The sequence below is a fragment of the Brevibacterium limosum genome (assembly GCF_011617705.1).
Lineage (GTDB): Bacteria > Actinomycetota > Actinomycetes > Actinomycetales > Brevibacteriaceae > Brevibacterium > Brevibacterium limosum.
Window position 1 is genome coordinate 482,862 of the sequence record NZ_CP050154.1, and the last position, 25,232, is coordinate 508,093.

Annotated in this window: 16 protein-coding genes and 2 tRNA genes; 11 read left to right on the forward strand and 7 right to left on the reverse strand. The window is 65.9% G+C overall.

Translation table 11 applies throughout. The features are described from left to right. The first annotated feature begins 86 nt into the window (after nucleotides 1–86). On the forward strand, nucleotides 87–2,690 hold the full coding sequence (locus GUY37_RS02085) for a maltokinase N-terminal cap-like domain-containing protein (protein ID WP_166821609.1): 2,604 nt from the start codon (nucleotides 87–89) through the stop codon (nucleotides 2,688–2,690). Between the two features lie 174 nt (nucleotides 2,691–2,864). Further along, nucleotides 2,865–2,952: transfer RNA gene (locus GUY37_RS02090), tRNA-Ser, on the forward strand. Between the two features lie 242 nt (nucleotides 2,953–3,194). Here the strand turns inward: GUY37_RS02090 and GUY37_RS02095 are convergent. Together GUY37_RS02095 and GUY37_RS02100 are read right to left on the reverse strand one after the other, a co-directional pair. After that, a complete protein-coding gene (locus GUY37_RS02095; protein WP_166821612.1) occupies nucleotides 3,195–4,634 on the reverse strand; it encodes an APC family permease in 1,440 nt (479 codons plus the stop codon). Continuing rightward, nucleotides 4,613–4,840: a hypothetical protein gene (locus GUY37_RS02100; protein WP_166821615.1), complete on the reverse strand. Its 228-nt coding sequence runs from the start codon at nucleotides 4,838–4,840 to the stop codon at nucleotides 4,613–4,615. Before GUY37_RS02100 ends, GUY37_RS02095 begins: the two co-directional genes overlap by 22 nt. 223 nt (nucleotides 4,841–5,063) lie before the next feature. Here GUY37_RS02100 and GUY37_RS02105 point away from each other — a divergent pair, with 223 nt between their 5' ends. After that, nucleotides 5,064–6,146, forward strand: a complete 1,083-nt coding sequence (locus tag GUY37_RS02105; RefSeq protein WP_166821618.1) for an MBL fold metallo-hydrolase — start codon at nucleotides 5,064–5,066, stop codon at nucleotides 6,144–6,146. 28 nt (nucleotides 6,147–6,174) lie between these two features. Next, nucleotides 6,175–7,389, forward strand: a complete 1,215-nt coding sequence (locus GUY37_RS02110; protein ID WP_166821620.1) for a C45 family autoproteolytic acyltransferase/hydolase — start codon at nucleotides 6,175–6,177, stop codon at nucleotides 7,387–7,389. Between the two features lie 5 nt (nucleotides 7,390–7,394). Here GUY37_RS02110 and GUY37_RS02115 read toward each other — a convergent pair whose 3' ends face one another. From GUY37_RS02115 to GUY37_RS19310, 3 genes are all read right to left on the reverse strand, one after another. Continuing rightward, nucleotides 7,395–8,408 carry a hypothetical protein gene (locus GUY37_RS02115; protein ID WP_166821623.1) on the reverse strand — a complete coding sequence of 338 codons (1,014 nt, stop codon included), beginning with the start codon at nucleotides 8,406–8,408 and terminating at the stop codon, nucleotides 7,395–7,397. Between the two features lie 96 nt (nucleotides 8,409–8,504). After that, complete coding sequence (locus GUY37_RS02120) at nucleotides 8,505–9,161, reverse strand: TetR/AcrR family transcriptional regulator (protein WP_166821626.1); 657 nt, start codon at nucleotides 9,159–9,161, stop codon at nucleotides 8,505–8,507. A gap of 2 nt (nucleotides 9,162–9,163) precedes the next feature. Beyond that, nucleotides 9,164–9,289: a hypothetical protein gene (locus GUY37_RS19310; protein ID WP_266096656.1), complete on the reverse strand. Its 126-nt coding sequence runs from the start codon at nucleotides 9,287–9,289 to the stop codon at nucleotides 9,164–9,166. Between the two features lie 81 nt (nucleotides 9,290–9,370). Between GUY37_RS19310 and GUY37_RS02125 the strand changes: the two genes are divergently transcribed. Both GUY37_RS02125 and GUY37_RS02130 read left to right on the forward strand, forming a co-directional pair. Further along, nucleotides 9,371–12,331 (forward strand): MMPL family transporter, encoded by a 2,961-nt coding sequence (locus tag GUY37_RS02125; protein WP_166821629.1) that lies wholly within the window; start codon nucleotides 9,371–9,373, stop codon nucleotides 12,329–12,331. Beyond that, on the forward strand, nucleotides 12,328–14,718 hold the full coding sequence (locus tag GUY37_RS02130) for a YhgE/Pip domain-containing protein (protein ID WP_166821633.1): 2,391 nt from the start codon (nucleotides 12,328–12,330) through the stop codon (nucleotides 14,716–14,718). Before GUY37_RS02125 ends, GUY37_RS02130 begins: the two co-directional genes overlap by 4 nt. A 322-nt stretch (nucleotides 14,719–15,040) precedes the next feature. Here the strand turns inward: GUY37_RS02130 and GUY37_RS02135 are convergent, their stop codons facing one another. Continuing rightward, nucleotides 15,041–17,332, reverse strand: a complete 2,292-nt coding sequence (locus GUY37_RS02135; protein WP_166821636.1) for an FAD/NAD(P)-binding protein — start codon at nucleotides 17,330–17,332, stop codon at nucleotides 15,041–15,043. After that, on the reverse strand, nucleotides 17,329–19,368 hold the full coding sequence (locus tag GUY37_RS02140) for an LCP family protein (protein ID WP_166821639.1): 2,040 nt from the start codon (nucleotides 19,366–19,368) through the stop codon (nucleotides 17,329–17,331). Before GUY37_RS02140 ends, GUY37_RS02135 begins: the two co-directional genes overlap by 4 nt. 834 nt (nucleotides 19,369–20,202) lie before the next feature. Between GUY37_RS02140 and GUY37_RS02145 the strand changes: the two genes are divergently transcribed. The 5 genes from GUY37_RS02145 to GUY37_RS02165 all read left to right on the forward strand — a co-directional run bounded on the left by GUY37_RS02145 (nucleotide 20,203) and on the right by GUY37_RS02165 (nucleotide 25,221). Next, nucleotides 20,203–20,291 (forward strand) — tRNA-Ser (locus tag GUY37_RS02145). A gap of 320 nt (nucleotides 20,292–20,611) precedes the next feature. Continuing rightward, complete coding sequence (locus GUY37_RS02150; protein WP_166821642.1) at nucleotides 20,612–21,988, forward strand: NAD-dependent succinate-semialdehyde dehydrogenase; 1,377 nt, start codon at nucleotides 20,612–20,614, stop codon at nucleotides 21,986–21,988. Between the two features lie 172 nt (nucleotides 21,989–22,160). Continuing rightward, entirely contained in the window at nucleotides 22,161–22,754 is a 594-nt protein-coding gene (locus GUY37_RS02155) for a short chain dehydrogenase (RefSeq protein ID WP_166821645.1), read from the forward strand. Between the two features lie 271 nt (nucleotides 22,755–23,025). Beyond that, nucleotides 23,026–23,739 carry a GntR family transcriptional regulator gene (locus GUY37_RS02160; protein ID WP_228278303.1) on the forward strand — a complete coding sequence of 238 codons (714 nt, stop codon included), beginning with the start codon at nucleotides 23,026–23,028 and terminating at the stop codon, nucleotides 23,737–23,739. 234 nt (nucleotides 23,740–23,973) lie between these two features. Further along, the gene (locus GUY37_RS02165; RefSeq protein ID WP_166821648.1) at nucleotides 23,974–25,221 is read left to right on the forward strand and encodes an NAD(P)/FAD-dependent oxidoreductase; all 1,248 of its coding nucleotides are present in this window, start codon (nucleotides 23,974–23,976) and stop codon (nucleotides 25,219–25,221) included. Nucleotides 25,222–25,232: the final 11 nt, after the last annotated feature.

Genomic DNA, 25,232 nt, shown 5'->3' on the forward strand with positions numbered 1-25,232 from the left:
TTCGGGGTTTCGGGTGCGCCCTGGACCGCCTATACCCCATATCATGATTGGATGGAGGATGCCCGTAATCCCTTCTAGGAGACGTCATGGCCATCAGCAGTGAGCTCGAACAACTGTTAGCCAGCTGGATACCCCGACAGCCGTGGTTCCCCAAGCTCGCAGCAGATTTCGGGACCGACCCCGACATCACCCCCATGTCGGTGGCCCGCGCGTTCACTTATACCGCCGAGGAGCTCGGAGGCTTCGCCGGTCTCGTGACCGTCATCTCCGTCGGCGACGGCCCCACCCTGCGTCGCCTCAACATCCCCCTGACACTGCGCGGTGCCGAGGACATGCACCTGCGCCACGCCCTCATCGGCCGCGTCGACGACCTCGCGCTCGGCACGGTCTACGTCTACGACGGCGCCGCCGATCCCGTCTTCGTCAACCTCATGGCCGACGCGATCACGAAGCGCAAGGTCTTCGACGGCGGACAGCTGTCCACCGAATCCCTGCGCCACAGTCAGGAGAAGACCGAGGCCCGGGACCGAGCGCCGATGCCGTTCCCGGTGACCGCGAACGGGGCGGCCGCCTCGGCGGCTTCGACTGACCACACCACCGCCGAGGCGGTCCCGCCGAAGCCATCGATCGGTGACCTCACAGTGGGGGCGGAGGACGTCATGCCCGTCGAGATCCGACCGATCGAGGTCTCGGACTCCGGCCCGCACAAGTCGACCGTCATCATCCACGACGAATACGAGCCGATGGAGCTCTCTTTCTTCCGTGTCCTCGAGAACGGGATGCCGTCATCGCTGACGATCCCCGTCCTGCTCACCGAGGCGGGTTCGCGCAGCGTGCCCGAGGTCATCGGCTGGGGATCCGGTCGCTGGTACGACATGTTCGAAGTCCAGGAGATGGAGGCGCCGATGGCGCTGCTCTCCCACGTCGATGTCGACGCCGAACCCGCGTGGCGAGAAGCCGTGAACACGGTGTGCGCGGTCGACTCCGGTTCTATCGGGGCGTATAACGCCCATGCCGCGGAGATGGGTCGGCGCATCGGCGAACTCCACACTGACATGGCCGCCGAGTTCGGAGTCGTCGAAGGTGCCGGCGAACCGACGAAGCAGCTGGTGCAGAAGTGGGTCGAGCGCATCGACTGGGCGCTGGGCCGGGCACCTCTGGCACTGGATTCGCTGGTCCCGGAGCTGCGCGGGCACCGTGCGAGGCTGCAGGGACTCGAGACCATCGGCACCTTGCAGAAGATCCACGGCGAGCTGACGCTCGATCATGTGGTCAGCTCTTCCACTGACGGCTATTCGGTCGTGAAGTTCACGGACTCGACGGACTCGGACCCCAAGCCCGCTGCCTTCGACCTCGTGGCTCTGCTGCGCAGCATCGACTACGCCGCCGGTTTCGCTCGTCTGCAGCGCACCGATGCGCTGGACTCCGAGGACGGCTCGCTGGTCGTCAGCGGCTTCGGCAATGATCCGGGAGCGCTGCGCGCGATCTTCGATTCGCCCGAGTACCTGTGGGCCTCGCAGGTGCAGAACTCGCTGCTGTCCGGGTATTCGCGAGCTCGCGGCGACAGCATCGGGCTGAGCGATCCGGTGCTGCGGGCGGCACTGATCGACCGACTCCTCGTCGAGGTCGTCACCGAGCTGCGCAACCGCCCGAACTGGCTGTCCGTGCCGCTGGCCACACTCTCCCTTGTGCTCAAGGGCAAGCCGTCCCGCACCGAGGAGGCCGCCGCCGAGCCTGCCCCCGGCTGGGCCGGTTCCGGTGGGTCGGGTTCCGGCCAGGCCGATTCTGATCAAGGCGAAGAGTCGCGCGCCTCCGGCCCCGCAGTCGGTGCCGCGGCTGTTGGGGACTCGGCCGCTGGGGACTCGGCCGCTGAAGGTGAGTCGGGTGATTCGTTCGCTGTGGCGCCGCGGGCCGACGAAGCGACGGCCGCCGATTCGGAGTCGGTCGGTGCTGCTCCCCGCGGTACGTCCGGTGCCGTCGCGGCAGCGATCGCGAACTCGGACTCCGAAGACTCGGTCTCCGAAGATTCTGACTCCGAAGTGCCGACGGCGAAGAGCGACGAGGCTTCCGACGCGGAGCCCGAAGCTGCTGAGGCACCCGGAGCAGAGACCGCGGTCGGCGAGGATTCCGCGGCAGAGCACGTCGCCGGTGAATCCGAGACCCATGAGTTTGAAGCCGGCGAACCCGAGACCGAAGAGGTCGAAGTCGCCGACACTGCGGAGAACACTGTCGACGTGGTCGCTGACTCCGATATCGACGATGTCGAGGACTCCACTGTGGTTCCGCCGCAGGATGACGTGCCCGAAGCAGCTCCGGCTGACGACGAGGAATTCGTCGAGGAGGAAGAGCCGGAAGCTCCGGTCCGACGGGTACCGGCCTCTTTCGCGGCTCGCGGCGCCACCTCGGAGGACTCCGACAGCACCGGACACGAATCGCAGCCGGCCAAGCCGAAGGACGCACCGAAGCTCGGCAATACGTGGAGCGAGCGTTCGCAGCATTCCGGCAGTGACCGCGGGACATTCGGCGAACAGGTCTCCGACCGCTCGGACAAGAGCCGCGATGATGCCGCGGCGCGGCCCGACGAGTCGTCGGACAGGTCCGGCGACGATTCGTCATCCGGTTCCGTGTTCGACGACCTCCTGGGCACCGAGCGCAAGCAGAACCGGATGAAGAAGCGCAAGAAGGGCTGACCGCCTCCGCGGACCCGCCGCCTCGGTGTCGGTCGCGCCCCGGGCGAGTGAAATTCGTGTGCTCAACTGCCAATTGGCAGATGCTGTTGCGGTTGTGAGAAACTATGGTGGCTCGGCCTCGCGTCGAGCAGGCCGGGTTCGCTCCATCTCTGTCACAGGCATGGACGAACCGAGGGAAGCGTGTCCGAGCGGCCGAAGGAGACGGTCTTGAAAACCGTTGTGCGGCAACCCCGCACCGTGGGTTCGAATCCCACCGCTTCCGCTCAGTGAAGAGCCCCCGAACTCATCGCCAACAACGAAGAGTTCGGGGGCTTTCGCGCGCCCGGCGCGACGAGTCAGCACTCGCGGCAAAGCCTCTGCTTCCGCTCGTTCAAGGCCAAGTGCGCTTTTCGCTAGGCAGACCTACCGATAACCGCGCTTGGCCTTGAACGACGGGATTTCTGCGATGCAGCGCTTGAACGACAGTCCCAGTGGTGCCGCTGCCGCAGGCCCAGTCGCGCAGCCTCAGTCGCGGACAGGTGCTCCCGGTTCGGGAGCCTCGGGCGTCGAATTCCCGGTCCCCTCAGACGCCTCGGCCTCGGGCACCTCGGGTTCGGACATCTTCGCGTCGGCCTCGGGATCGTCGAAGCTGCGCACGGAGAGACGGAAGCCGCGGGTCATGACCGCCAGGTAGATGACGCCGATGGTCAGCCACACGAGGCCGCCGATGAGTGCCGTCTTGTGCAGACTCACCCACAGCACACCGGTGAGGATCGCTCCGACCGCCGGCATGACGACGAAATTGAACGTCGTCTTGAAGTCCTTGACCTGCCTGGTCCGGAACGCATAGTGGGCGATGACCGTGAGGTTGACGAAGGTGAACGCGATGAGTGCACCGAAGTTGATGAGCGCAGAGATGAACTCGAGACTGAACGACATCGCGAGCAGGCACACGGCGCCGACGAGCACGATATTGAACACCGGCGTGTGCGTCTTCGGGTTGATGTAGCCGAAGGCCCTGCGCGGCAGCACGCCGTTGCGCCCCATCACCAGCAGCATGCGCGAGACGGATGCGTGTGAGGCCAGCCCCGAGGCGATCGTGGCCGCGAACGCCGCGGCCAGGAAGAAGCCCTGGAAGACGTGGCCGCCGGTGAGGAAGCCGATCTCCGGCAGCGGGTCGTCGACGATGGTGAACTGTGAGTTGTCCGGGAAGAGCAGCTGCGCGAAGTAGCTGGCGATGAGGAAGATGGCACCGCCGGCGACGACGGTGAGCATGATCGCCTTGGGCATGAGGTTCACGTGCTTGGCCTCGTTCGTGTACATCGTCACGGCGTCGAAGCCGATGAACGAGAAGCACACGACGGTGGCGCCGGTGAGCAGCGTCGAGAGCTTGACTCCCTCGTGGACGAACGGTTCGGGGCTGAATACGACTCCGGCGCCGTCGCCGTTGATGAGGTTGCCGACCGCGAAGATGCAGAAGAGGGCGACCATCGTGACCGCGAAGATGAGCAGCACGGCGTTGAAGTTCGCCGTCCCCCGCATGGACGAGGTGACGATGCCGGTCATGACGACCGTATAGACGACGACCCACACCCACGGCGGCGCATCGGGCACGAGCGACTCCATATAGAGGCGAGCGATGAGGCAGTTGACCATCGGCAGCAGCAGATAGTCCATCAGAGATGTCCATCCGACGAGGAAACCGAGCCCCGGCGACATCGTCTCCCGCGTATAGGTGTAGGCCGAGCCCGCGGTCGGGAAGATCTTGACCATCTTGCCGTAGCTGAACGCCGTGAAGATCATGACGACGAGAGCGATCAGATACGCCGAGGGCACGGCTCCCGCGGTCTCGTCGGACACGATTCCGAACGTGTCGAAGACGACCGTCGGCGTCATGTAGCCGAGCCCGAGTCCGACGATGGACCACAGCCCGAGGTTGCGCTTCAGTGAGCCAGAGGCAGCCATATCAATCCTCCCCAATGAGTCTTGCTGCCCGCCGGGCCGCGATCATCGAGGTCGACGAAGGGCCCGGCAGTGATGTGCGTCATGATCTTAACGCCGGGAGTACTGAAAACGAAAGCCCTCGAGGGGATTGTGACAACAATCAGTACCGATTCGATGTCATGGCGACGAAATTGATCATGGTGATCGACGATATCGGTAGTGCTCAATCGCGAATGCGGATCCTTCCCCTCGCCGAGGCGGCTAGCCACTCACCGTCGCCCAGTTCGCAGCCGCGCAGGCCGTCGTCCCCTTCGCTTCGCCGACCGTCTGGACTTCAGGTGCGGCCCACACGCCTCGGCCATTGATCGAATGCTTTTTCAGCAATGATCGGAAACGGAGTAGATTGCACTCAACGGACAATGTGGCCCCAGCGAGAGGTGTGAGAGAAGTATGGCGATCGAATCGCTCAGTTCCCAGCAGTCGGCGGCATGGAAAGACCGAGCCCTGCCTCCTGTCGAACAGGTCGCCGAGGGTGTCTGGGCCCTTCCGGTCCCGATCCCGAACAACCCTCTCGTATACACCTACTGCTATGCCATCGCCGACGGCTCCGGCGTCGTCCTCATCGACCCGGGCTGGGACGGCAGGGACCAGTACCTGGCGCTCACCTCGGCGCTGGCCGACCTCGGCTTCACCGTCGCCGATATCCGCGGGATCGCGATCACCCACTACCACCGCGACCACATCGGACTTGTGCCCGCACTGCTCGCGAAGAACCCCGACGCCTGGGTCGCCATGCACGGCGAGGACCTGCGCGCGATCAGACGCTTCTTCACCGACGCCGTCGACCTCGGCACCGGCATCGACCCCAACCTCAACATCGCCCGCGCCTACGGAGTCCCCGAGGACCGCTGGGCCGAAGTCGAAAGCCTCCAGGTCGGATCGAGCAAGGGCGGGGCCAAGGGCGACTCGATGAGCCTGTACAAACAGGCGATGAGCCGGCTGCCCGAGAACATCCACGTCCTCGACGACGGCACCGACCTCCCCCTCGACGAGGGCCGAGTGACGGCAATGTGGACGCCGGGGCACACCTACGGGCACTCGGCGTTCGTCCGCGACGAGGACAAGCTGTTCTTCTCCGGCGACCACGTGCTGCCGACGATCACCCCGAACATCGGCCTCGATTCCGGCGCGATCACGCACAGCCTCGGCGACTATCTGCGCTCGCTGGAGAAGATCGGTGGGCTCGACGAGGATGTGGCTGTGCTGCCGGCCCACGGATTCCGCTTCAGCGGACTCCACGACCGCAAGGTCGAACTCGTCGAACACCACCACGAACGCCTCGCCGAGATCCGCGCCCGCATGGAGTCCACCGACGACCACAGCGTCTTTTCGATCGCGGCCGGCCTGCACTGGTCACGCGGCTTCGAGAGCCTGCACAACTTCAACCTCTTCGCCGCCCTTGCCGAAACCGCCGCGCACATGCATTATCTCGGTATCGACATCGGCGTCGGCTCACTCGTCGGCACGGACTGAGCCGATTTCGACTGAAGGAGGAGTCGTCATGAGCACCGAATTCGTTCCCGCCGCCGAGGTGCGGCCCACGACCTTCGCCGTCCGCGCGAGCGACCATATCGAGCGCGGTCACCGCCGCGGCCAGGAGCTGCGCACGGGAATCGAATCCACCCGCAGAGCCTATCGCCGTTACTTCTCGCATCTGGCCATCCCCGAGGCGGCCGTGGAATCCGCGGCCGTGACGAGTCGTGAGCGACTCAGGCAGTGGTGGCCGACCGGCGCCGAGGAGGTCGAAGCCGTGGCCGCCGGAGCGGGCATCGACGTCATGGAGCTCATAGAGATCGTCGCCCGGACCGAGATCATGACCCAGGCGAAGGCCGCACCGACCGAATGCTCGACCGTCAGCCACACGAGCCCGGGTGCCTCCGTGGCCGCGCAGAACTGGGACTGGGCCGCGGACTTCTCCTCGCTGTGGCATTTCAATGACGTCGGTTCCGTGCCTGGTCAGCACCGACATGTGGGCATCGCCGAGTTCGGAATGCTCGGCAAGATCGGTCTCAACGAGGCCGGCGTCGGGGTGCTGCTCAACATCCTCAAACACGCCGGCGACGAAGCCGGGGGAGTGCCCATCCATATGATCCTCGCCCGGATCCTGGCCGAAGCCGGCACTCTCGACGAGGCGCTTGACATCATCCGAAGCGCCGCGACCTCGTCCTCGTCGGTGATCACCGTCATCACCGCCGAGGCGGCCGTCCAGGTCGAGATCGCCGGTGCACTCAAGCGCGAGCGACGGGCCCGCGCGGGCCGTGCGGCCGACGGAGAGACGGGGGAGTCCGGGTTCCTCCTCCACACGAACCATTTTCTGCACCCGGATCTGCTCGACGGTGCGCTCGAACTGCGCCCCGATTCGACCTCGCAGGAACGTTACCGTCACCTCGCCGAGGCGGTCGTGCGCTTCGAAGCCGAACGTGCGCTGGCGCGCGGCGGAGAGGCCCCGGCTGATGGTGCCGCAGAATCCGACGGCGCCGCCTCACCCGGCGTCGGCGAAGGGCACGCGGCCGTCACGGTCGGCGATCTCACGAAGCTGCTGACGACGGGACCGGGAGAGGCGCCCGTGTGCTGCATTCCGGCACCCGACGCCGCCTACGGGAATCGGTCGGCGACGCTGGTGAGCGTGCGCATCGATCCGGCGCGCAGGCAGATCGACCTTGCTCCCGGGTCGCCGGCCGAGGGTCTGCGCGGAAACCGCCGCTTCCAACTCTGAGCGGCTCAGTCCTTGTCTGCGTCGGCCGCGCCCTCTGAGCCTTCGGAGCCCGCAGCAGCCTCGGCGGCTTCCTGCTCGCGCATCTCGATGACCGCGTCGAGGGCGGAAGCGATCGCATCATCGTTCTCCAGCGCTGCCTGGATGAGGCGCCACGGCACGAGGTCGAGGTTCTGATCGCCGATGACGAAGCGGATGAACGGCTGCTTGCTGCGCGGATCATCGGCTTCGAGTCCGGCGCCGTAGCGCCACTGGCCGAAGGCGATGCGGCGCACCGTCTCACCGATGAAGCGCATGGCGCCGGCGGTGAAGGGGGTCTCGTCCTCGGCGATCATGTCGTCGGGGCCGTCGTAGCGGACCGCGACCTGCTTGCCCAGACGGGCGAGGCTCTCCCGGTCGAAGCCCCACGAACTCGGATCGGCCTGCTCCTGAGTCCAGGCGGCGATGCCCGGTTCGACGGTGCCGATGAAGCGGGTGAGGAATTCGACCTCCTCCTCGCTCGAGTTCTCGGCATTGAGTACCCCGAGGGAGAGTCCCGTGCACTTGCGGCGCGGTTGGCCGTCCCCGCCGAGGAGCTCCCTGGCCTTGTCGAGCACGGCGGTGAACACCTCGGCGCTGCGTTGATCGACGGCGGCCAGCACGATTCCCACCAGCGGGATCGGCTCACCGGCGGCCGGGCCGTCGGCATTGTCGGGGCGGATGAATGGCATCCCGTTGCCTGTCGACTCGTCGTGGTCCCAGACCCCGCCGATCGCACGCAGATAGGCTTCGCCGAGGTAGCGGATGAGTCCCTCGAAGAAGCGGCGGTTCTCCGGCTTGAGGATCTCTTCGGTGTTCGGGAACTTCGAGAGCACGAAGAGTTCGAGCATCGGCAGCGATTTCGGCCCGAAGTCCTTCGGGAACTTCACGGTCTCCCCGTCCTCCTTCTCGAAGGTTTCGGGGAGGTCGGCGAGGACGAACGCGCCGAGGCGGACGTCCATATTGTTGATGAAAGCAGAGAATTCTCGCTGGAGTTCGTTCACGGGCACCACCTTAGTGCCTCGAACCGGTTCGTCGAGTGCGTTCAGATTTTGTATAGGGGCAGAAGCCTCCAGGCATCGCTGTCGGGGCAGACGCGTTCAGAGCTCGGCGTCGGGACAGAAATCGATGAGGTGCATGAGGACCTCGACGATGAGGCTCGGATCGATGTCGACGTGATCGTCCATCTTCTTCCCGGCCGCCGCAGTCAGGGCGATCCGGTTGAACACGGAGATGATGACCGTGAGGAAGTCGCCGATCGGCTGCTTCGGTGTGGCGCCGGCGACATCAAGGGCCGTGGTCACGAGTGCGGCCAGCCGGTCGAGCTGAGTGGCGTTGAGTTCGACATAGCGGGCGTGGAGATGCGGGACCCGCAGGCAGTAGAGCTCGATCTCCTGTTCCGTGATCGTCTCGGCCACGGTCTGCTTCTTCTCATTGAAGACGTCGTCGATGAACTGCGTCATCAGCGCTTTGATCTCCGGCACCTCGGCAGTGGCCATGAGCTGCTCAGACCACCGCTGGATCGTGGCATCGAGGCGATCGAGGTTCTCCGAGGTGCGCATCTCGATGATCGCGAGCACCAGATCGTCACGGCTGGAGAAGTTCGAATAGAACGCCCCTCGGGTCAGGCCTCCGGCCTCGCAGATCTCCTCGATCGAGGCGCCGTCGATGCCGCGGACGGCGAAGACCGAGATGCCGGCCTGAACGAGGGTGGATCGGGTCTGGCGTCTGCGTGGGCTGAGTTCATCTGTGTTCATCGTCATTTCGTTGCGGTGGGGTCGGCGATGGCCAAGGTGGTGCAGTTCTCTGCGCCGGCATCGGAGCCGGCAGAGACGGCGGGGCGGAGAGCGAGGCGCCTGAGCATCTCATGGGAATCCCCGCTCAACCTGGGATCCATTTGCATGGAGGGTGGGTATTGCACAACAATACAATACTGTATCCAATACACTTTTGTATCGAGGTCTTCGTGTCAACTTTCCTCTATGCCCTGGGGCGCCGTGCGTATCAGGCACCCTGGCGGATCATCGCTGCCTGGCTTGTGATCTTCGCGCTCGTCGGTGCCGGAGTCGCCGCGTTCGCCAAGGACTTCGACGACGACTTCACGCTGCCCGGGTCCGAAGCTCAGACCGCGCTCGACTCGATGAAGTCGACGTTCCCCGAGGCGGCCGGTGTCGCGGCCTCCGTCATCGTCGTCGCCGATGACGGGGAGAAGGTCACGGACGAGAAGTACAGGGACGCGATCGCCGACGAGGTCGAACGGCTCGAAGACCTCCCGCACGTCGACACGGTGACCTCCCCGTACTCCGACCTCGTCGAGGGCGCCATCAGCCAGGACGACTCGGCGGCCATGATCTCCGTCCAGTACGACGGCACTCAGCAGGACGTCGGCGAGGATGCCGGCGACAATCTCCTCGACGCCCTCGACCCGCTGCGGGCCGACCTGCCCGGGGCGCAGGTCGAAGGCGGCGGCGAACTCTTCCAGATCACCGGTGTCGAGATCTCCTGGGTCGAAGGCATCGGCGTCGTCATCGCCTTCATCGTCCTCCTGCTCACACTCGGCTCCTTCCGCGCGGCCGGCATGCCGCTGATCACCGCGCTCATCGGCGTCGGCATCTCCGTGCTGCTCATCGTCGGGGGCACCGCATTCGCGACGATCAACTCCTCATCGATCATGCTCGCGCTCATGCTCGGTCTGGCCGTGGGCATCGACTACGCACTCTTCATCGTCTCCCGAGCCAGAGACCTCCTGGCCGAGGGCCACGACCCCGTCGAGGCGGCCGGACGAGCCGTCGCCACCGCCGGATCCGCCGTCGTCTTCGCCGGTATGACCGTGATGATCGCTCTGTTCGGACTCGCCCTGGCCGGCATCCCCTTCCTCACGATCATGGGCATCGGTGCCTCCGGCTCCGTCGCCGTGGCCGTGATGATCTCGCTGACGATGGTCCCCGCCCTGCTCGGCCTCGTGAAGTCGAAGATCACCCCGAAGCCGACGAAACGCTATCGGAGGGCCCACGCCGCGGCCGCTCAGCGGGCGAAGAACGGCACAGCCGCCTCGGCGGAGGGCTCATCGACCGGCGCCAAGGCGACCGGCGGTTCCGCGTCCGCCCCCGCCGAGGTGAGCGATCCCGCAACGCGGGAGCAGATCGCCGCGGAAGCCCGCGCCGAGGCCGGCGACCCGTATCCGCCGACGATCATGAACAAGTTCTTCGCCGGTTGGCTCAGGGCGGTGACGAAGATTCCGCTGCTGACGATCATCGTCATCGTCGGCGGGCTCGCGCTCTTCGCGATCCCCGCCACCCAACTCCAGCTGTCCCTGCCCACGGCCGGTGACCAGGAGGAGGGCACGCCGGCTCGCGCGACCTACGACCTCATCGACGAACACTTCGGACCCGGCTACAACGGCCCCCTGGTGATGACGAGTCAGATCGTGACCAGCGACGACCCGCTCGGTGACGTCGAGGACATCGAGAAGCGCATCGAGGACGTCGACGGCGTCGAAGAGGTCATCATGGCCACCCCGAACCGCGACGCCACGACCGCGCTGTTCCAGATCATCCCGACCACAGCCTCCGATGACCCGGCCACCCTCGACACCGTCGACCGGCTGCGCTCCCTCAGTGACGAGATCGAGGACGACTTCGACTTCGACACCGCCGTCACGGGTGCCACCGCGATCCAGATCGACGTCTCCGACCAGCTCGGCAAGGCGCTGCTGCCCTTCGGCATCTTCGTCGTCGGACTCTCCATCATCCTGCTGATGATGGTCTTCCGTTCGATCGCGGTGCCGTTCAAGGCCACCGGCGGCTTCCTCCTGTCCGTCTTCGCCTCCTTCGGCACGGTCGTCCTCGTCTTCCACGACGGACTCTTCGCAGCACCGCTGGGCATCGACTCGACGGGACCTGTCATCAGCTTCCTGCCGATCATCGTCATGGGCATCCTCTTCGGACTGGCCATGGACTACGAGGTCTTCCTCGTCTCCGGAATGCGCGAAGCCTATGTCCACGGCACGTCGGCCAGGGACGCCATCAGGGCCGGATTCGCCTCCTCCGCCCGCGTTGTCTCAGCCGCGGCGATCATCATGTTCTCGGTCTTCGCGGCCTTCGTCCCCGCCGGCGAACCGATCATCAAATCGATCGCGCTCGCCTTGGCCTCGGGCATCTTCGTCGACGCCTTCCTCGTGCGCATGTCGCTCGTGCCGGCGATCATGCAGCTCCTCGGCGACAGGGCCTGGTGGCTGCCGAAGTGGCTCGATCGGATCCTGCCGCGCCTCGACGTCGAGGGTGAGGGCCTCGCCCACGAGGTGGCCCTGCGCGATTGGCCGGAGCCGGACTCGGACTACCGGGTCTACGGACGCGGAATCGGCGTGTACTCCGGTGACCGCGGCTTCGCCCGCGTCGACATCTCCCTGCTGCCCGGCCAGATCCTCGTCGCCAGCGGCGATTCCCGCCGAGCCCTTCTGCTCGCCGTGTCCGGCCGCGTCGGACTCACGGCCGGGGAGATGAAGATCGGCCAGAACGTCCTGCCCGAACACGCCGGACGGGTCCGCCGACAGGTTCCCTACCTCGACCTCAACCGGGGTGAAGCCGACCGGATGATCAGTCCGCGCGACATCTCTCGGATGGCCGCCTCGGCGCCGAATCTGCTCGTCATCGACGGGGCGGAGAAGCTCGCGGCCGGGGCACGGGAATCGGCCGGACCGGCACGGGATCTGCGCGATCTGCTGCCGCAGCTCGTCGCCGAAGGCACCACCGTCATCCTCGGCCTGCCCGACGGGGATGTGACAGGGATCTTCGATCCCGAAACGAACTACTTCCACCTCGACCTCGACGAGGCTCGACCCGAAGAGCGGGGCGGAACCGACAGCGAATCAGACGGCGAACACACCCACGCCGTCGACAGCACCAACATGGAAGGTGTGCAGTCGTGAGACTCGAACGTGCGAACTCGAAGAAGCCGGTGAACTGGTTCTCCCTCCTCGGCCTGGTCCTCATCCCGATCATCGTGGCGGCCGGATTCATCCTCGCCACGTGGAAGAGCGGTGATCGTCTCGAGACCATCGAAGCCGCCATCGTCAACAATGACGATGGGGCGAAGGTCGACGGCAAGACCGTGCCGATCGGCCGTCAGCTGACGAGCGGTCTGGTGGGTGAGGACGAGAACAACATCCACTGGGTCATCACCGACGAAGAGGATGCGCAGAACGGGCTGTCGGACGGCACATACGCCGCGAAGCTGACGATCCCCGAAGGCTTCTCCCGCGCTGTGACCTCGGTCGATGATGCGAAGTCGGCGACGCAGACGCAGCTCGACGTCGACGTGTCCGGGACCGCTCCCGCGCTCGATACGCAGATCTCCCGATCCGTCGCCGAGGTGGCGCGGACGACCTTCAACACGCAGATGACCGAGAACTACCTCGACAACATCTACGTGGGCTTCAACAAGATGAGCGACCAGATGAAGGACCTCGGCGACGCCGCCGGGGAACTCGACAAGGGTGCCGAAGGTCTCAAGGAAGGCACCGGACAATCCGCTGAAGGTGCCGGCGAGCTGTCTACGGGCATGAAGCAGCTCAGTGACAACGGCGGCGAGCTCAAGTCCGGAGCCACGGAGCTGTCGAAGGGCGCCGGCGAACTGTCCAAGGGCGCCTCGGAGATGTCCGGGGGCCTGAACGAACTCGACAAGAAGACCTCGAAGCTGCCCGAGAGCACGCAGAAGCTGGCTGACGGCTCCGGTGAGCTCTCCGACGGCGTCGACGAGTACACGAAGTCCATCGACGAGATCATCAAGGGCTTCGCCGGTTCCGGAGACTCGGGTGAAGGCGGTCTGGGTGACATCACCAAGGGCGGCAAGGAGCTCGAGAAGGGCGCCGACGGTGTGTCCAAGGGCGCCTCCGGCCTCTCCGACGGATTGCACCAGTACCGCGATGGGCTGAAGGAGGGTGCGGACAAGGCCGATCAGCTGGCCGGGACGAAGCCTGATCTCGACGCGCTCGTGGCTGCCGGCATCATGACAAAGGACGAGGCGGAGCAGGCACGGGCCGAGATGTGCCCGACCGGCACTCCCGATCAGGTCTGCCAGGGCATCGAGCAGGCCTATGCACAGGGGCTGTTCAACGGCACCTCGGGTGGTCTGAACCAGGCCGTCGACGGGCTCGAGCAGGAGCAGAACGGCTCGTCCCTCCTCGGCGGGTCCGATGAACTCGCCAAGGGTGCTTCGGAACTCTCCGACGGCGTGACCAAGTTCGTCAAGGGACTCGAGGACGGCCTCGGTGAGCTGACGAAGGGCATGGAGGACATCTCGAAGAACGCTCCGAAGCTGCTCGAGGCCTCGAAGGGACTGCGTGACGGTGCCGCCGGGGTCGCCGACGGCAACCAGCAGCTCGCCGACGGAATGCCGGCCCTGTCCAAGGGCATCGGCAAGGTCGCCGACGGTTCCTCGGAGCTCTCCGACGGTGCCGGTCAGCTCAGCGATGGGCTGAGCGAATACAGCACCGGCGTCGGCAAGTACACCGACGGCGTCTCCGAAGCCGCGACCGGCACCTCCGAACTCTCAGCAGGCCTCGACAAACTCGATGAGGGTACGGGCAAGTACGCGAAGGGCGTGAGCAAGTTCGCCGACGGCGTCAAGGACGGCGCGGACGAAGTGCCGTCCTACACGGCTCCGGAACGTGACCGCTTGGCCAAGGTCGCCTCGGCGAATATCGAATCCCCGGACACGGACAGCGTCACGGATGTGCTGGCGGGATCGACGATCGCGCTGCTCATCATGCTTGCCCTGTGGATCGGCGGACTCGTCACCTACACGGTGCTCAAGCCGATCCCGGCATGGGCTCTCCTCTCGACGAAGTCCTCGTTCGCCGTGTGGGCGCGCGGACTGCTGCCCGGTCTCGTCGTCGGCGTGCTGCAGGCGCTCGTGCTCTCGATCCTCGCGGTCACCGTGATGGACATCGACGCGATCCAAGGCTTCGACATCGCAGTGCTCACATTCGTCTCAGCGATCGTGTTCATGATCCTGAACTTCGCACTCGTGGCGTGGTTCGGGGGAGTGGGCCGGTTCCTCTCGGTCATCGCCGTCGTGCTGGCAGTGGCCGGTCGGACCATCGGGGCGGTGCCGCAGTTCTTCGACTTCGTCGCGCCGATCCTGCCGCTGACTCCGTCGATGAACGGCTTCGCAGCGATCGCCGCAGGCACCACCGGACAGGCTGCCGCGTACGGCGGACTGCTGGCCTGGGCGGTCATCGGCATCGTGATGTCGCTGCTGGCCATCGTCCGGGCCCGGACCACGAAGCCCGAAGCCGCCCTCGAAATGGCGTAGTCGCGCGGGGTGCGGGTCGGCGCGGTAAGGCGCCCCCTCGCGCGTTGTGTCACGGTGCTTCGTGACGGCGGAGCGGCCGTGCGCGGCCCGTAGCGGCGGCCGAGACCGTTTCGGTACACCCTTTTCTGAAATGCTCACTTTCCTCCATGTGCATTACAGAGAAGGGTGTACCGAAACTCGCCTCGTGCATTGCGCGGCGCGGAGTTCGGCAATTGCCGCGGGTGGTGTGGGGCGCTGGCGGAACTGGGCCGTCAGCGTCCGCAGAGTCGCGGGTGGGCCGAGAGTTCTCGGCGACTGGCGTCCGGCGAGAGCCTGCGGGGTGTCAGAGGAGGTCGAGGATCGCCTCTGCGGCGGCGTGCGAGTCGTGGAGCGTGGCCGCATCGGTGCCGGGGTTCGCGGCGATCGCCAGCCCCCACTGCTTCGACGACAGTTGGATCGACAGCGCGAAACGGCGCGGGTGGACGTTGCCCTCGACGTCGATCGTGCGATAGGGCCGAGACGTGAGGGCGAGTCCGTTGAGGAACTTCTCCCGACCATCGTCCAAGGTCAGGCGGGCCGCGGTGAGCTGACCGCGTTCGAGCATTCCGTACAGCAGGACATCGGCTGCACGTGAGACGGAGTTCGTCGGGGACGCGGCATCGATGACGACGCTGCCCGTGATCGCTCCGGCGGCCTGCGCCGAGGTGACCGTGAAGATCTCCGGCCGCGGCCCCTGCGCCTCATTGGTGAGGCCCTGCGCTTCGGCAGGGGAGCTCTCGAACCCGTCCGGGCGTGCGGCGATGCCGGAACTTGCGTTCTCTGCTTCGGCTTCGGGCGCCTCCGGATTCTCGCGGAGTGCGTCCGGGTTCTCTTCGATGCGCATATCGGGGCCGATGAAGGACACGATTCCCGCCTCGGCGAGGGCGATGAGTTCGGCGATCCGCTGCGGGGGAGGTCCATCGCAGATGCCGGAGACGAAGCCCTCGAACCAGCCGAGGATCTCCATGTCGATGCTCACGCGGTCGATGTGACCTGCGACGATGAGCTCCTTGAGCAGAAGCCGCGACTGCCACAGAACAGTGAAGAGTGCTTTCTCCGGGCTGCCGGTCGGACCTGCCAGAGAGCTGCGCAGGTCGGTGCGCAGGAAGTCGAGCATCCACTCGTGCAGGGACCCGGGCTCGCCGGGTTCGCGGCTGGTGAAGAGCTCACCTTCGAGCGGGTTGAGCAAGGTGTGCAGGGACATGCGGTCGGCGGGATCGGGCACGAGTGCCTCTTCGATCTCCGACCAGGCGAAGGCCTCGCGGGTGACGCGTCCCTGACGGGCGGCATCCTCGGTGGTCGTGGCGCTCGCCGCTGCAGGAACGGCTGCAGCGGCCCGAGCCTCGGTGGCACCGTCTTCACCCGCTGACTGCGGGTGCGTCTCCTGCCAGGTGCGGCGGGTCAGGTGGCGCGAGACCGCTTCGCCGATGGCTTCGCGCAGCTGGCCGGGATCATCCGTGAACGCTTCGGGGCGGACCTGGGAGAGCGTGCGATAGTACGCCAGGCGCAGGTCGGCGAGGATGAGCGGCCACAGCTGATCGTTGAACCGGGCACCGGCCCTGCGGTCCCCGTCGAGGTCCTCGAGCCCGGCGAGCAGCGCGATGTTGTCCTTCGTGAAGTACCGCAGCGGCCAGTCTCGGCGCGGGTGTTCGTGACAGATCGGTTTGCTGCGATACGGGATTCCGCGTCGCGAACCCAGCGCCAGCCGCGGTTCTTCACCGCTGGGCACATAGCGCAGCTGCCCGCCGGGTTCCGGTTCGAAGCGACCGCCGCGTTCATGAGTGAACAGGGTCTGCAGGTCGAAGTAGTTGAGCCCCATGCCACGGACGACGACCCGCTCACCGGGGGCCACCTCGGCGACGGGGGTCTCCGCGGGCAGGCCCTGCGGCAGGTAGAGCCCGCCGCCGAGTTCGGCGAATGCGGCGAGGCGGGCGCGCTCCTCCGGCTGGGCGCTGGGAATGTGGCCGACGGCGAGTACGACGGCGCCGGCCACGATCGTCGTGCCGTTCTGGCAGCGCACGAGCTGTTCGGGAACCATGGCCCGCGATCCCTGAGACGCCGGCTCGGGAAGGTCTATCGTGGGCAGGTCGATGACGGATTCGGCCCTCGTCGGGTGTTCGATGATCTCGATGAAGTCCGGTGCACCGGTGCGGATGCGCCTGTAGGCATCGCGGAGGTAGCGACCGTAGAGGCTGCGGCTGGGGAAGGTCGAATGGAGTGGTTCGGTGCCGCCGTTGGCGAGGTACCACTCGCCCATGGACGGCCCAGTCGGTGCTTCGCCGGGGGCGAGGAAGGTGCAGCTGGAGTCGGGGAAGACGGTCTGCTCGGCGATGGTGGTGTTCATCAGCAGGGACTCGGGCTGGTCGGTGCGCCACACGATGCCCGCACCTGGTGGGTACGGATCGATGAGATGGATGGTCAGCGCGGGCTCGGCGGTGCCGTCAGCTGAGCGGCGGGACACGCCGGATCCGCTGCCTGCGGGTTCGGCGCTGTCAGCGAAGCGTCTCGTCGCCAGCGCCACGAGCCGCTCCAGAACGGTGAGACCCCGCGGTCCGACCCCGATGATCGCGACCGCGGGGACGGGAGATTCGTTCACCCCTGCTCGCCGGTTCCGCCGTTGGGTCCGGGGTAGCCGGGGAAGTCGTCACCGGGCTTGAACCCCTTCGGGTAGCACTTGCCTTCGGCGTTGGGCTCACCCGGCGTCGCCGCTTCGGTGGCGTCCGCCTCGGCGCCGGCCTCATCGGTGGAAGCATCCGCGGAATCGGCGGGTTCGTCGGTGGCCGTGTCCTCAGCGGCGCTGCCCTCAGCCGAGTCCGCGCTGTCCTCGGACTCCTGGGACTTGCTGCCGTCGTTCGTCGGCTTCGGGGTCTCCTCGCCGTCGGAAGCGCCCTTGACCTCGCCGAGGATCCAGTCGTGGAGGACGTCGTAGTCGGGATCGTAGGTGGGGGTGACGTCGTTGTTGATCTGCACCGTGGTGACGTCTCCCTTCTGCATCATCATGGCGAGTTCGATGAACGCCGGGATCTCGTTCTGCGGAATCGAGGTGGCGATGTTCCGCGTCGCGGAGTTCGCGAGCTTCGGATACGCCGTGGCGATCTCCTGCGGGTCGACCTGCTCGAGCGTGGTCTTGAGCATGCGCTGCTGGCGGCACATGCGGTCGTAGTTGTCGCTGCCTTCGCGGGAGCGGACGTACCAGAGTGCGTCCTTTCCTTTGAGCGTCTGCGGACCCGGATCGACCCAGCCGTAGACATCGTTCTTCACACCCGACATCGACTTTCCGCCGCCCATGGGGATCGGGCGTTCGACGTCGATCTTCACTCCGCCGATAGCGTCGACGACGTCTTCGAACCCGGCCATGTCGACCGAGGACCAATAGTCGAGTTTGAGGCCCAGAGAGCCTTCAACGGCCTGCATCGTCGCCCACATCCCCGGTTCGAGTCCGTGCGGGTTGCCGATCTGGTCGGGGTTCTGTTCGCCCCACTGCCACACGGCGTTGATGAGGTCTTGGGACGAGTCACCGGAGGGGCGGAATCCGTCGGGCCAGGCTTCTTCGAGTTCGCTGCCTTCGGGGAAGACCGGGAACGCGAGGTTCCGGGGGACGGAGATGAGCGCGGCATTGCCGGTCTTCGTGTCGATGGAGGCCACGAGCATCGTGTCCGGGCGGGTGCCCTCACGGTCGTCGCCGTTGTCGCGGCCCATGAGAAAGACGTTGATGTAGGGCTTGTCCGCCCACAGGTCCTCGGCACTCTCGGACTTCCCGGTGCTGTCGCCGAAGAGGCTGGCCACCGTGTCGGACTGGACCCTGGCGAAGACGGAGCCGACGCCCAGCGGGATGCCGATGATGAGCGCCAGGGAGACGACGAGGACGCCAGCCAGCTTGTTCTGCCAGGGCCGGTATCGGTGCCCGCGGCGCAGCCCGAGGTGGGACACGATCATCACGAGGATCCAGATCACGGCCACGAGCACGGCGGCAATGGCGAGGAAGTTCAGCAGCGAGGGACTGGCGACGACAGTGGCGACCGCGCGAACCGGTCCCTTGACCAGCAGATAGACGAGACCGACGAGCAGAGTGAGAACGAAGAGCCCGAACACGACGAGACCCGCGGGCCGGAAGCGTGTGCGCAGCAGTCCGACTCCGGGCAGGAGGGTGCTCAGCGAAGTCCAGCCGACGAGGCTGGGGAACGTCTCGCCGAGGCGGGAGGAATGACGGCGTGCCCGTCCCGGTGCGCGACCGGTCGACTTCCCGTCGGATGTCGAGTTCGCGCCCTCGGACGTCGTTCCGGCAGATGTTCTCCTGGCAGAGGCAGCTGTGGTTCCCGCGCCGGCCGCCTTCCGGGCTGCCCGTGCTCCGGACGCCGACTTCCGGCCTCGGCTCCGGGACTCGGCTGAGCGCTGCTGACGGGCATCGCGGCGCGTCGTCGGAGCGGAGGCTCTGTCGGCACCGTCGTCCGAACGGTCGGAGTCGTGGGAATCCCTCGCCGAGGCGGCCGATTCGTCACCCGCGAATGTGCGCGGGGCGTCGTGCGCGGAACCACGATGTGATCCGGTGCCCGGTTCGTCTTGTGTGTTCGAGCTTGCTGCGGCGGCCACTCCGGCTGCCGAAGCCCCACTGGCGGCGGCAGCGCGCAGCATGCGGGCTTCGCGGCGAGTGCGCGGAGCGACAGGGCGCGGTGGCGGAGCGTGCGGCGATCGGGCCGGCGATCCCTCCCCGCGGCTGCTGTCGCCGAGCCTGTAGCCCGACGAGTCGCCGGATGGGCGAGAGTCTGTCCGAGAGGAGCGGTCGGCACGTGGGTCGGGAGTCCGCTCGGAGGTTCGGTCGGAATGCTGGCCGGAGTTCGTGCGGGACCCGCGGGGATTCACTGCCGAGGTGGGCCGCTGCTGCGAGTCACCGTGCAGGGAGGCCGGCCCCTGAGGAGTCGACGGGCGAGAATTCGTCTGCTGTGAGTTCGACTGCGGTGTCGAGTCACTGTCACTGGCGGCGGTGTCGCCGCGGAAGCGAGGGCGAGAGGAGGCGCGGAGCCGACGACCTGTCTTCCGGGAATCGGGGTCGCTCCCATGCGGTCCGCGCTTGTCAGGGGGAAACTCTGGCAAGTTGTCTACTCCTCAAAAACTGTCTGCTCGTGCAGTACGGCCCGCTCGCCGTTCTCGTTTCCGGCGCAGGGCACACCGCGGCAATCGGATTTCCGACCGGTGTTCCTGCGGGAAAATGAGTTCAGACCGCAAAGCACTTCACGCCGATTTTACGCCCGGACATTGATGAATGCTGGAATTCCGGTGTGGGGGAGCGGTACAAAGGGGACGTTCGGCCCGAATTCGCGCATGTCACAGGGCGACTCGACTATGACGAAGCCCACTCTCGGCGTTCGCGCTTTGCCCTGGATGGCTCCTTTCCCTTAGGCTGTATTCCGTAGTGCTGGAGGGTCTGTCACCGCGCATTTCGCCGGAGCGGATCACTGCATTGCAGATGGAGTCGTGGCTGAGCGGCCGAAAGCGTCACCCTGCTAAGGTGAAGTCCTCCAATAGGGGGACCGTGGGTTCAAATCCCACCGACTCCGCGTTGTGCCGAGCCCCTGCGATCCGAATGAGATCGCAGGGGTTTTTGCATGCCCGACTGTCTTTGCCGGGCCGTGGCATCCGTGTGGGCTCTGTCCTGCACTGACTGTGACTGAGGGCCCGGTTCACTTTGAGTCCGGTTTGTCATACAATGCCGGGTAGAGCGTGCCATCGCGCGCGCTGATTCCGCCGAAACGATATCTTGTGGCAGGCCGTGCTCGCGACTGCCGCATCAAACCGCTGTATACGACCACCGCGCGACCGATCTGTCGACCAGAACCACCGGACAGCGATCGCGATGACTTCCGAGGAGCCGAATTCAATGTCGAACTATCGCGTCCAGAATCCCGCGACCGGGCAGGTCCTCGAGACCTTCCCCGAGGCCACGGACGCTGAGATCGAGTCCACCGTCACCGCCGCTCACACCGCGTACCTGACGTGGAAGGACACTGATATCCAGGAACGGGCGGGGATCGTGCGCCGAGCCGCGGAGATCTTCCACGAACGCAAGGACGAGCTCGCGAAGACGATCTCTGCCGAGATGGGCAAGTCCTATGCCGAGTCCGTCGACGAGGTGGAGTTCGCCGCCGACATCATCGACTACTACGGAGTCCACGGTCCCAGCCTGGCCACGGACTATCAGATCCCGTCGACGATTCCGGGCACTGCTCGGATCGAGGCTCTGCCGATCGGCGCACTGCTGGGTGTGATGCCGTGGAACTTCCCCTACTACCAGGTGGCCCGGTTCGCGGCCCCGAATCTCGTGCTGGGCAACACGATCATGCTCAAGCACGCCGACATCTGTGGACGTTCGGCGCTGCTCATCGAAGACATCTCCCGCGCCGCCGGTGTGCCTGAGGGCGGATACTCGCACCTGTTCGCCAACCACGACCAGATTGCTGCGATCGTCGCGGACCCGCGGGTGCAGGGCGTGTCTCTGACCGGATCGGAACGTGCCGGTGCGATCATCGGGGCCCAGGCCGGCCAGAACCTCAAGAAGGCCGTGCTCGAGCTCGGCGGGATCGATCCGATGGTCGTTCTCGACGCCGACGATGTCGCCGCGGTCGCCCGCGAGGCCTGGGAGTTCCGGACGTACAATGCCGGGCAGGTGTGCAATTCGAACAAGCGGCTGATCGTCATGGATGACATCTATGACGACTTCGTCGCCGAACTCGTCAGGCTCGGCTCCGGGCTCACCCCGGGTGACCCGGCGAACCTCGGTGAGGGCGAGTATGTGCCGCTGTCGTCCCGTGCTGCCGCGGAGACGGTTGATGCGCAGGTGCGTAAGGCAGTGTCCGAAGGTGCCCGGGTGCTCATCGGCGGGGAGCTGGGTGAGGGTCCGGCTGCGTATTATGCGCCGACGGTGCTCGTCGACGTGCCCAGGGATTCCGAGTCGTATGGGGAGGAGATCTTCGGCCCCGTGGCTACCGTGTATCGGGTGGCCAGCGACGAGGAGGCTCTCGAACTGGCCAATGATTGCGCCCTCGGACTGGGTGGTTCGGTGTTCTCGACCGATGAGGGGCGTGCCGATCGGGTGGCCGCTCGGTTGGAGGTCGGGATGACGCACGTGAACACGATTGCCGCGGAGGCTGCGGAGATCCCGTTCGGTGGAGTGAAGCGGTCCGGGTTCGGTCGCGAGATGGGTCCGATCGGAATGGGCGAGTTCGTCAACAAGCGCCTCCACTTCATCGCGAAATAGACCCCGTCGGCCGACGCTCGGCCGCCGGCACGGGAGCCGACCGGGCAGAGGGCTGGTCGAACCGAGAAGCATCCCCTAGACTCAGGATTGTCAGTCAAAATACTGATGACTGACAATGCAGCACATTGACCGAACGGTTGATGAAACGTCTGAACCAAGCAAGGAGGTCAGGATGAAGATTCTGTTGGTAGGATCCGGCGGGCATGTCGGAGGCGTGGCACGCGACGAATTCGAACAGCGCGGTCACGACGTCATCTGCGCCACCCGCTCGACCGACCCGGGAGTCGACACCTCGGATGCCGAATCGATCTCGAACCTTCTGCGGTCGGTCGGCACCGTGGATGCGATCGTCATCGCCGTTGGTGCGGCTGCATTCAAGCCGGTCACCGAACTCACCCGCGAGGACTACGTCGCAGCATTCACCTCGAAGACACTCGGGCAGATCGAATTCGTCACCCAGGGTCTCGATCACCTGACCGATGGCGGTTCGATCACTTTCGTCACCGGAGTGCTCAGCCGCGAGCCCATTCCGACTGCCTCCGCTGCGGCCATGGCCAACGGCGCAGTCGAATCATTCGTCATATCTGCAGCGCCCGAGCTTCCGCGCGGGATCCGCATCAACGCGGTCAGCCCGAACGTACTCGCGAACTCTCCGCACTATCACGACGCCTTCGCCGGAATGACCCCGGTGACTGACGAGGCGGTGGCGAATGCCTTCGTGCGCTCTGTCGAAGGCAACGTCACCGGTCGCATCCTGACCGTCTGAGCCGTTCAGGCTCTTGTCGACGGGTCGTTCTGCGCTCAACAGACGAACTGTTCCTTCTGGGGCCGGTGAATTGCTCCGACGCTCTCGAGGTCCTCAGCCTCAGCGTCGGGGCGATCTGCCGAAATCCGTCCGATCGGCGGCAGTTCAGTACAATTGCTTTCGGGCGGTCAGACAATGTGCAGGAAGACGCACGCCGGTTGAGTCGGCGTCGCATTCCTGAAGCGACACCAGCCCGATATCGGATCAGCCGCAGCGAGAAAGCAGTCGAAGAGTGAAGCCGCTGGAGACAGAGAGAGGCGCGACAGACCGTGTATCCTCGCGTCGTCCCGCGTCGAACACCGAGCGCCGACAGCGCGTGATCGACGAGATCAAGCGTCGCATCGTGCTCGGCGAGCTCACTCCCGGGGAGAGAATCATCGAGGCCGACCTGACCTCATCGCTCGACGTCAGCCGCCCCACCGCTCGGGAGGCGCTCAACCAGATGGCTCGCGACGGTTTCCTCATCCAAGAGGCCTACCGGGGCCTGCGGGTAGCGAACATCGAGGTCGATTCGATGCTCGAGATCGCTCGCGTTCGCGTCGCCCTCGACGCAGAAGCCATCGACGAGATCCTCGATGACTCCACGGGGGAGCGGATGGCTCGCCTCGAGGAGATCTGGGAGCGCTTCGAAAGTGAAAGCAGCGAAGCCGACCCGCTCGCCGTCCATGAGGCGCACATCCGATTCCACCGCGGCATCTGGGAAGCCGCGGACAACTATCTGCTCATGCGCATCTGGCCGGTCGTCGAAGCTCAGATGACGATCATCCTCGCCTACGACCAGTTCACCAGACGAGATTCCGGACGTGCCCACGCCATCCACGCAGCGCTGATGCGCGCGATCCGCAGCGGCGACCGCAGCCGCATCCGCACCGCGCTCGATGTCCACACGATGGACAGCGCGCAGGAGCTCGCCCTCTTGGTCTCCGGCGCCGCCGACAAGGACTGATTCCTGACCGCGGAATCGCCGCATTCCTGACATTGCCCCCGACCGGGTCCGCTGTCCGCCGACCCGCCTCCGCACTGCACGGGACTCGCCCGGACAATGCCCATCATTCACAGAGGCCAGAGGGATTGACGCTTCTGTGAACTGTGCGTAGCGTATTCCTCAAGAGATTGTCATACAATAATGGCGTAGGCAGCGTGGCTGAATGACAGCCAGGACACCAATGGAGGGAACCGAATGAGGACTGTCATCGTCGGAGGAGGCGTGGTCGGGCTGACCACGGCCTATGAGCTGGCCAGGCGCGGCCATGACGTCACCGTCATCGAAGCCGGACGCTGCGGAGCCGGCGCCTCCCACGGAAACGCCGCGAAGATCGCCATCGCCGAGAGCACCCCGGTCCCGGCCCCCGGGGTTCTGCTCCAGGGAATTCGGTGGATGCTCAAACCCGACAGCCCGCTGTCGATCCGCCCGTCGCTTGCTCCCGGCTACCTCAAGTTCCTGCTGCAGATGGCCACACACTGCAACGCGCGTGACTTCGAAGCCGGGCTGGACCTCCACCTCCGCCTCGGCGAAGACGCGAACGACCTCTTCGACGAGTATCAGACTCAAGGGATCGACTTCGAGATGCACGACCGCGGTGTGCTGCTGGCCTTCGAGACTCGGGAGCGCTTCGACGAACACTGCGCGAGCCTGCCCGCGTTCGAGGCCGCAGGCCACCGACCGCAGCGACTGCACGATGACGAGGTCCGCGAGGCCGAACCGGCACTGAGCGACCGGATCCGCCACGGTCTCTTCTTCCCCGCCGACCGGCAGATCGAACCCGACTCCCTGACGGCGGGCCTGCTCGCGAAACTCGCTGATCTCGGCGTCGTCGTGCGGGAGAACACCCGTGTCGGACGCTTCATCCGCTCCGGCGACGCCGTGACCGCCGTTGTCACCGCAGACGCCGAGGTCATCAGCACCGACGCGCTCGTCATCGCCGCAGGGGTCCCCTCGGGTGCCATGGCGGCCGAACTCGGGCAGAAGCTCCCGATCTACTCGGGCAAGGGCTACAGCATCGACTACTCACCGGCCCCGATCCAGCTGCGCACATCACTGACACTCGAAGACGCTCGCGTCGCCGTCACACCGCTCGACGGCATGCTCAGGCTGGCCGGCACGATGGAGTTCGGCAGCAAAGACGACGGGGTCAACGACGTCCGTGTCGGCGCGATCCGCCGGTCTGCTCAAGAAGCTTTCCGCGACTGGGGCGAGGGCGCCGGCGAACAGGCCCCGTGGGCCGGGTCGCGGCCCATGACCCCGGACGGCCTCCCCGCCATCGGCCGGATCGATTCCGTGAACAATGCGTATATCAACTCCGGACACTCGATGCTCGGCCTGACACTGGCACCCGGCTCTGCCCGGCTGCTCGCCGGACTCATCACCGACGGCGGTTCGACTCTGCCCGACGACCTTCTCGATCGCGTGTCCCCGAACCGCTTCTGAACGCAGACTGC

Excerpts from the sequence above, each read along its gene's own strand:
- GUY37_RS02085 (WP_166821609.1), top strand. The coding sequence starts at position 87 with ATGGCCATCAGCAGTGAGCTCGAACAACTGTTAGCCAGCTGGATACCC.
- GUY37_RS02095 (WP_166821612.1), bottom strand. The coding sequence starts at position 4,634 with ATGGCTGCCTCTGGCTCACTGAAGCGCAACCTCGGGCTGTGGTCCATC.
- GUY37_RS02105 (WP_166821618.1), top strand. The coding sequence starts at position 5,064 with ATGGCGATCGAATCGCTCAGTTCCCAGCAGTCGGCGGCATGGAAAGAC.
- GUY37_RS02110 (WP_166821620.1), top strand. The coding sequence starts at position 6,175 with ATGAGCACCGAATTCGTTCCCGCCGCCGAGGTGCGGCCCACGACCTTC.
- GUY37_RS02120 (WP_166821626.1), bottom strand. The coding sequence starts at position 9,161 with ATGAACACAGATGAACTCAGCCCACGCAGACGCCAGACCCGATCCACC.
- GUY37_RS02140 (WP_166821639.1), bottom strand. The coding sequence starts at position 19,368 with ATGCTGCGCGCTGCCGCCGCCAGTGGGGCTTCGGCAGCCGGAGTGGCC.
- GUY37_RS02150 (WP_166821642.1), top strand. The coding sequence starts at position 20,612 with ATGTCGAACTATCGCGTCCAGAATCCCGCGACCGGGCAGGTCCTCGAG.
- GUY37_RS02155 (WP_166821645.1), top strand. The coding sequence starts at position 22,161 with ATGAAGATTCTGTTGGTAGGATCCGGCGGGCATGTCGGAGGCGTGGCA.
- GUY37_RS02165 (WP_166821648.1), top strand. The coding sequence starts at position 23,974 with ATGAGGACTGTCATCGTCGGAGGAGGCGTGGTCGGGCTGACCACGGCC.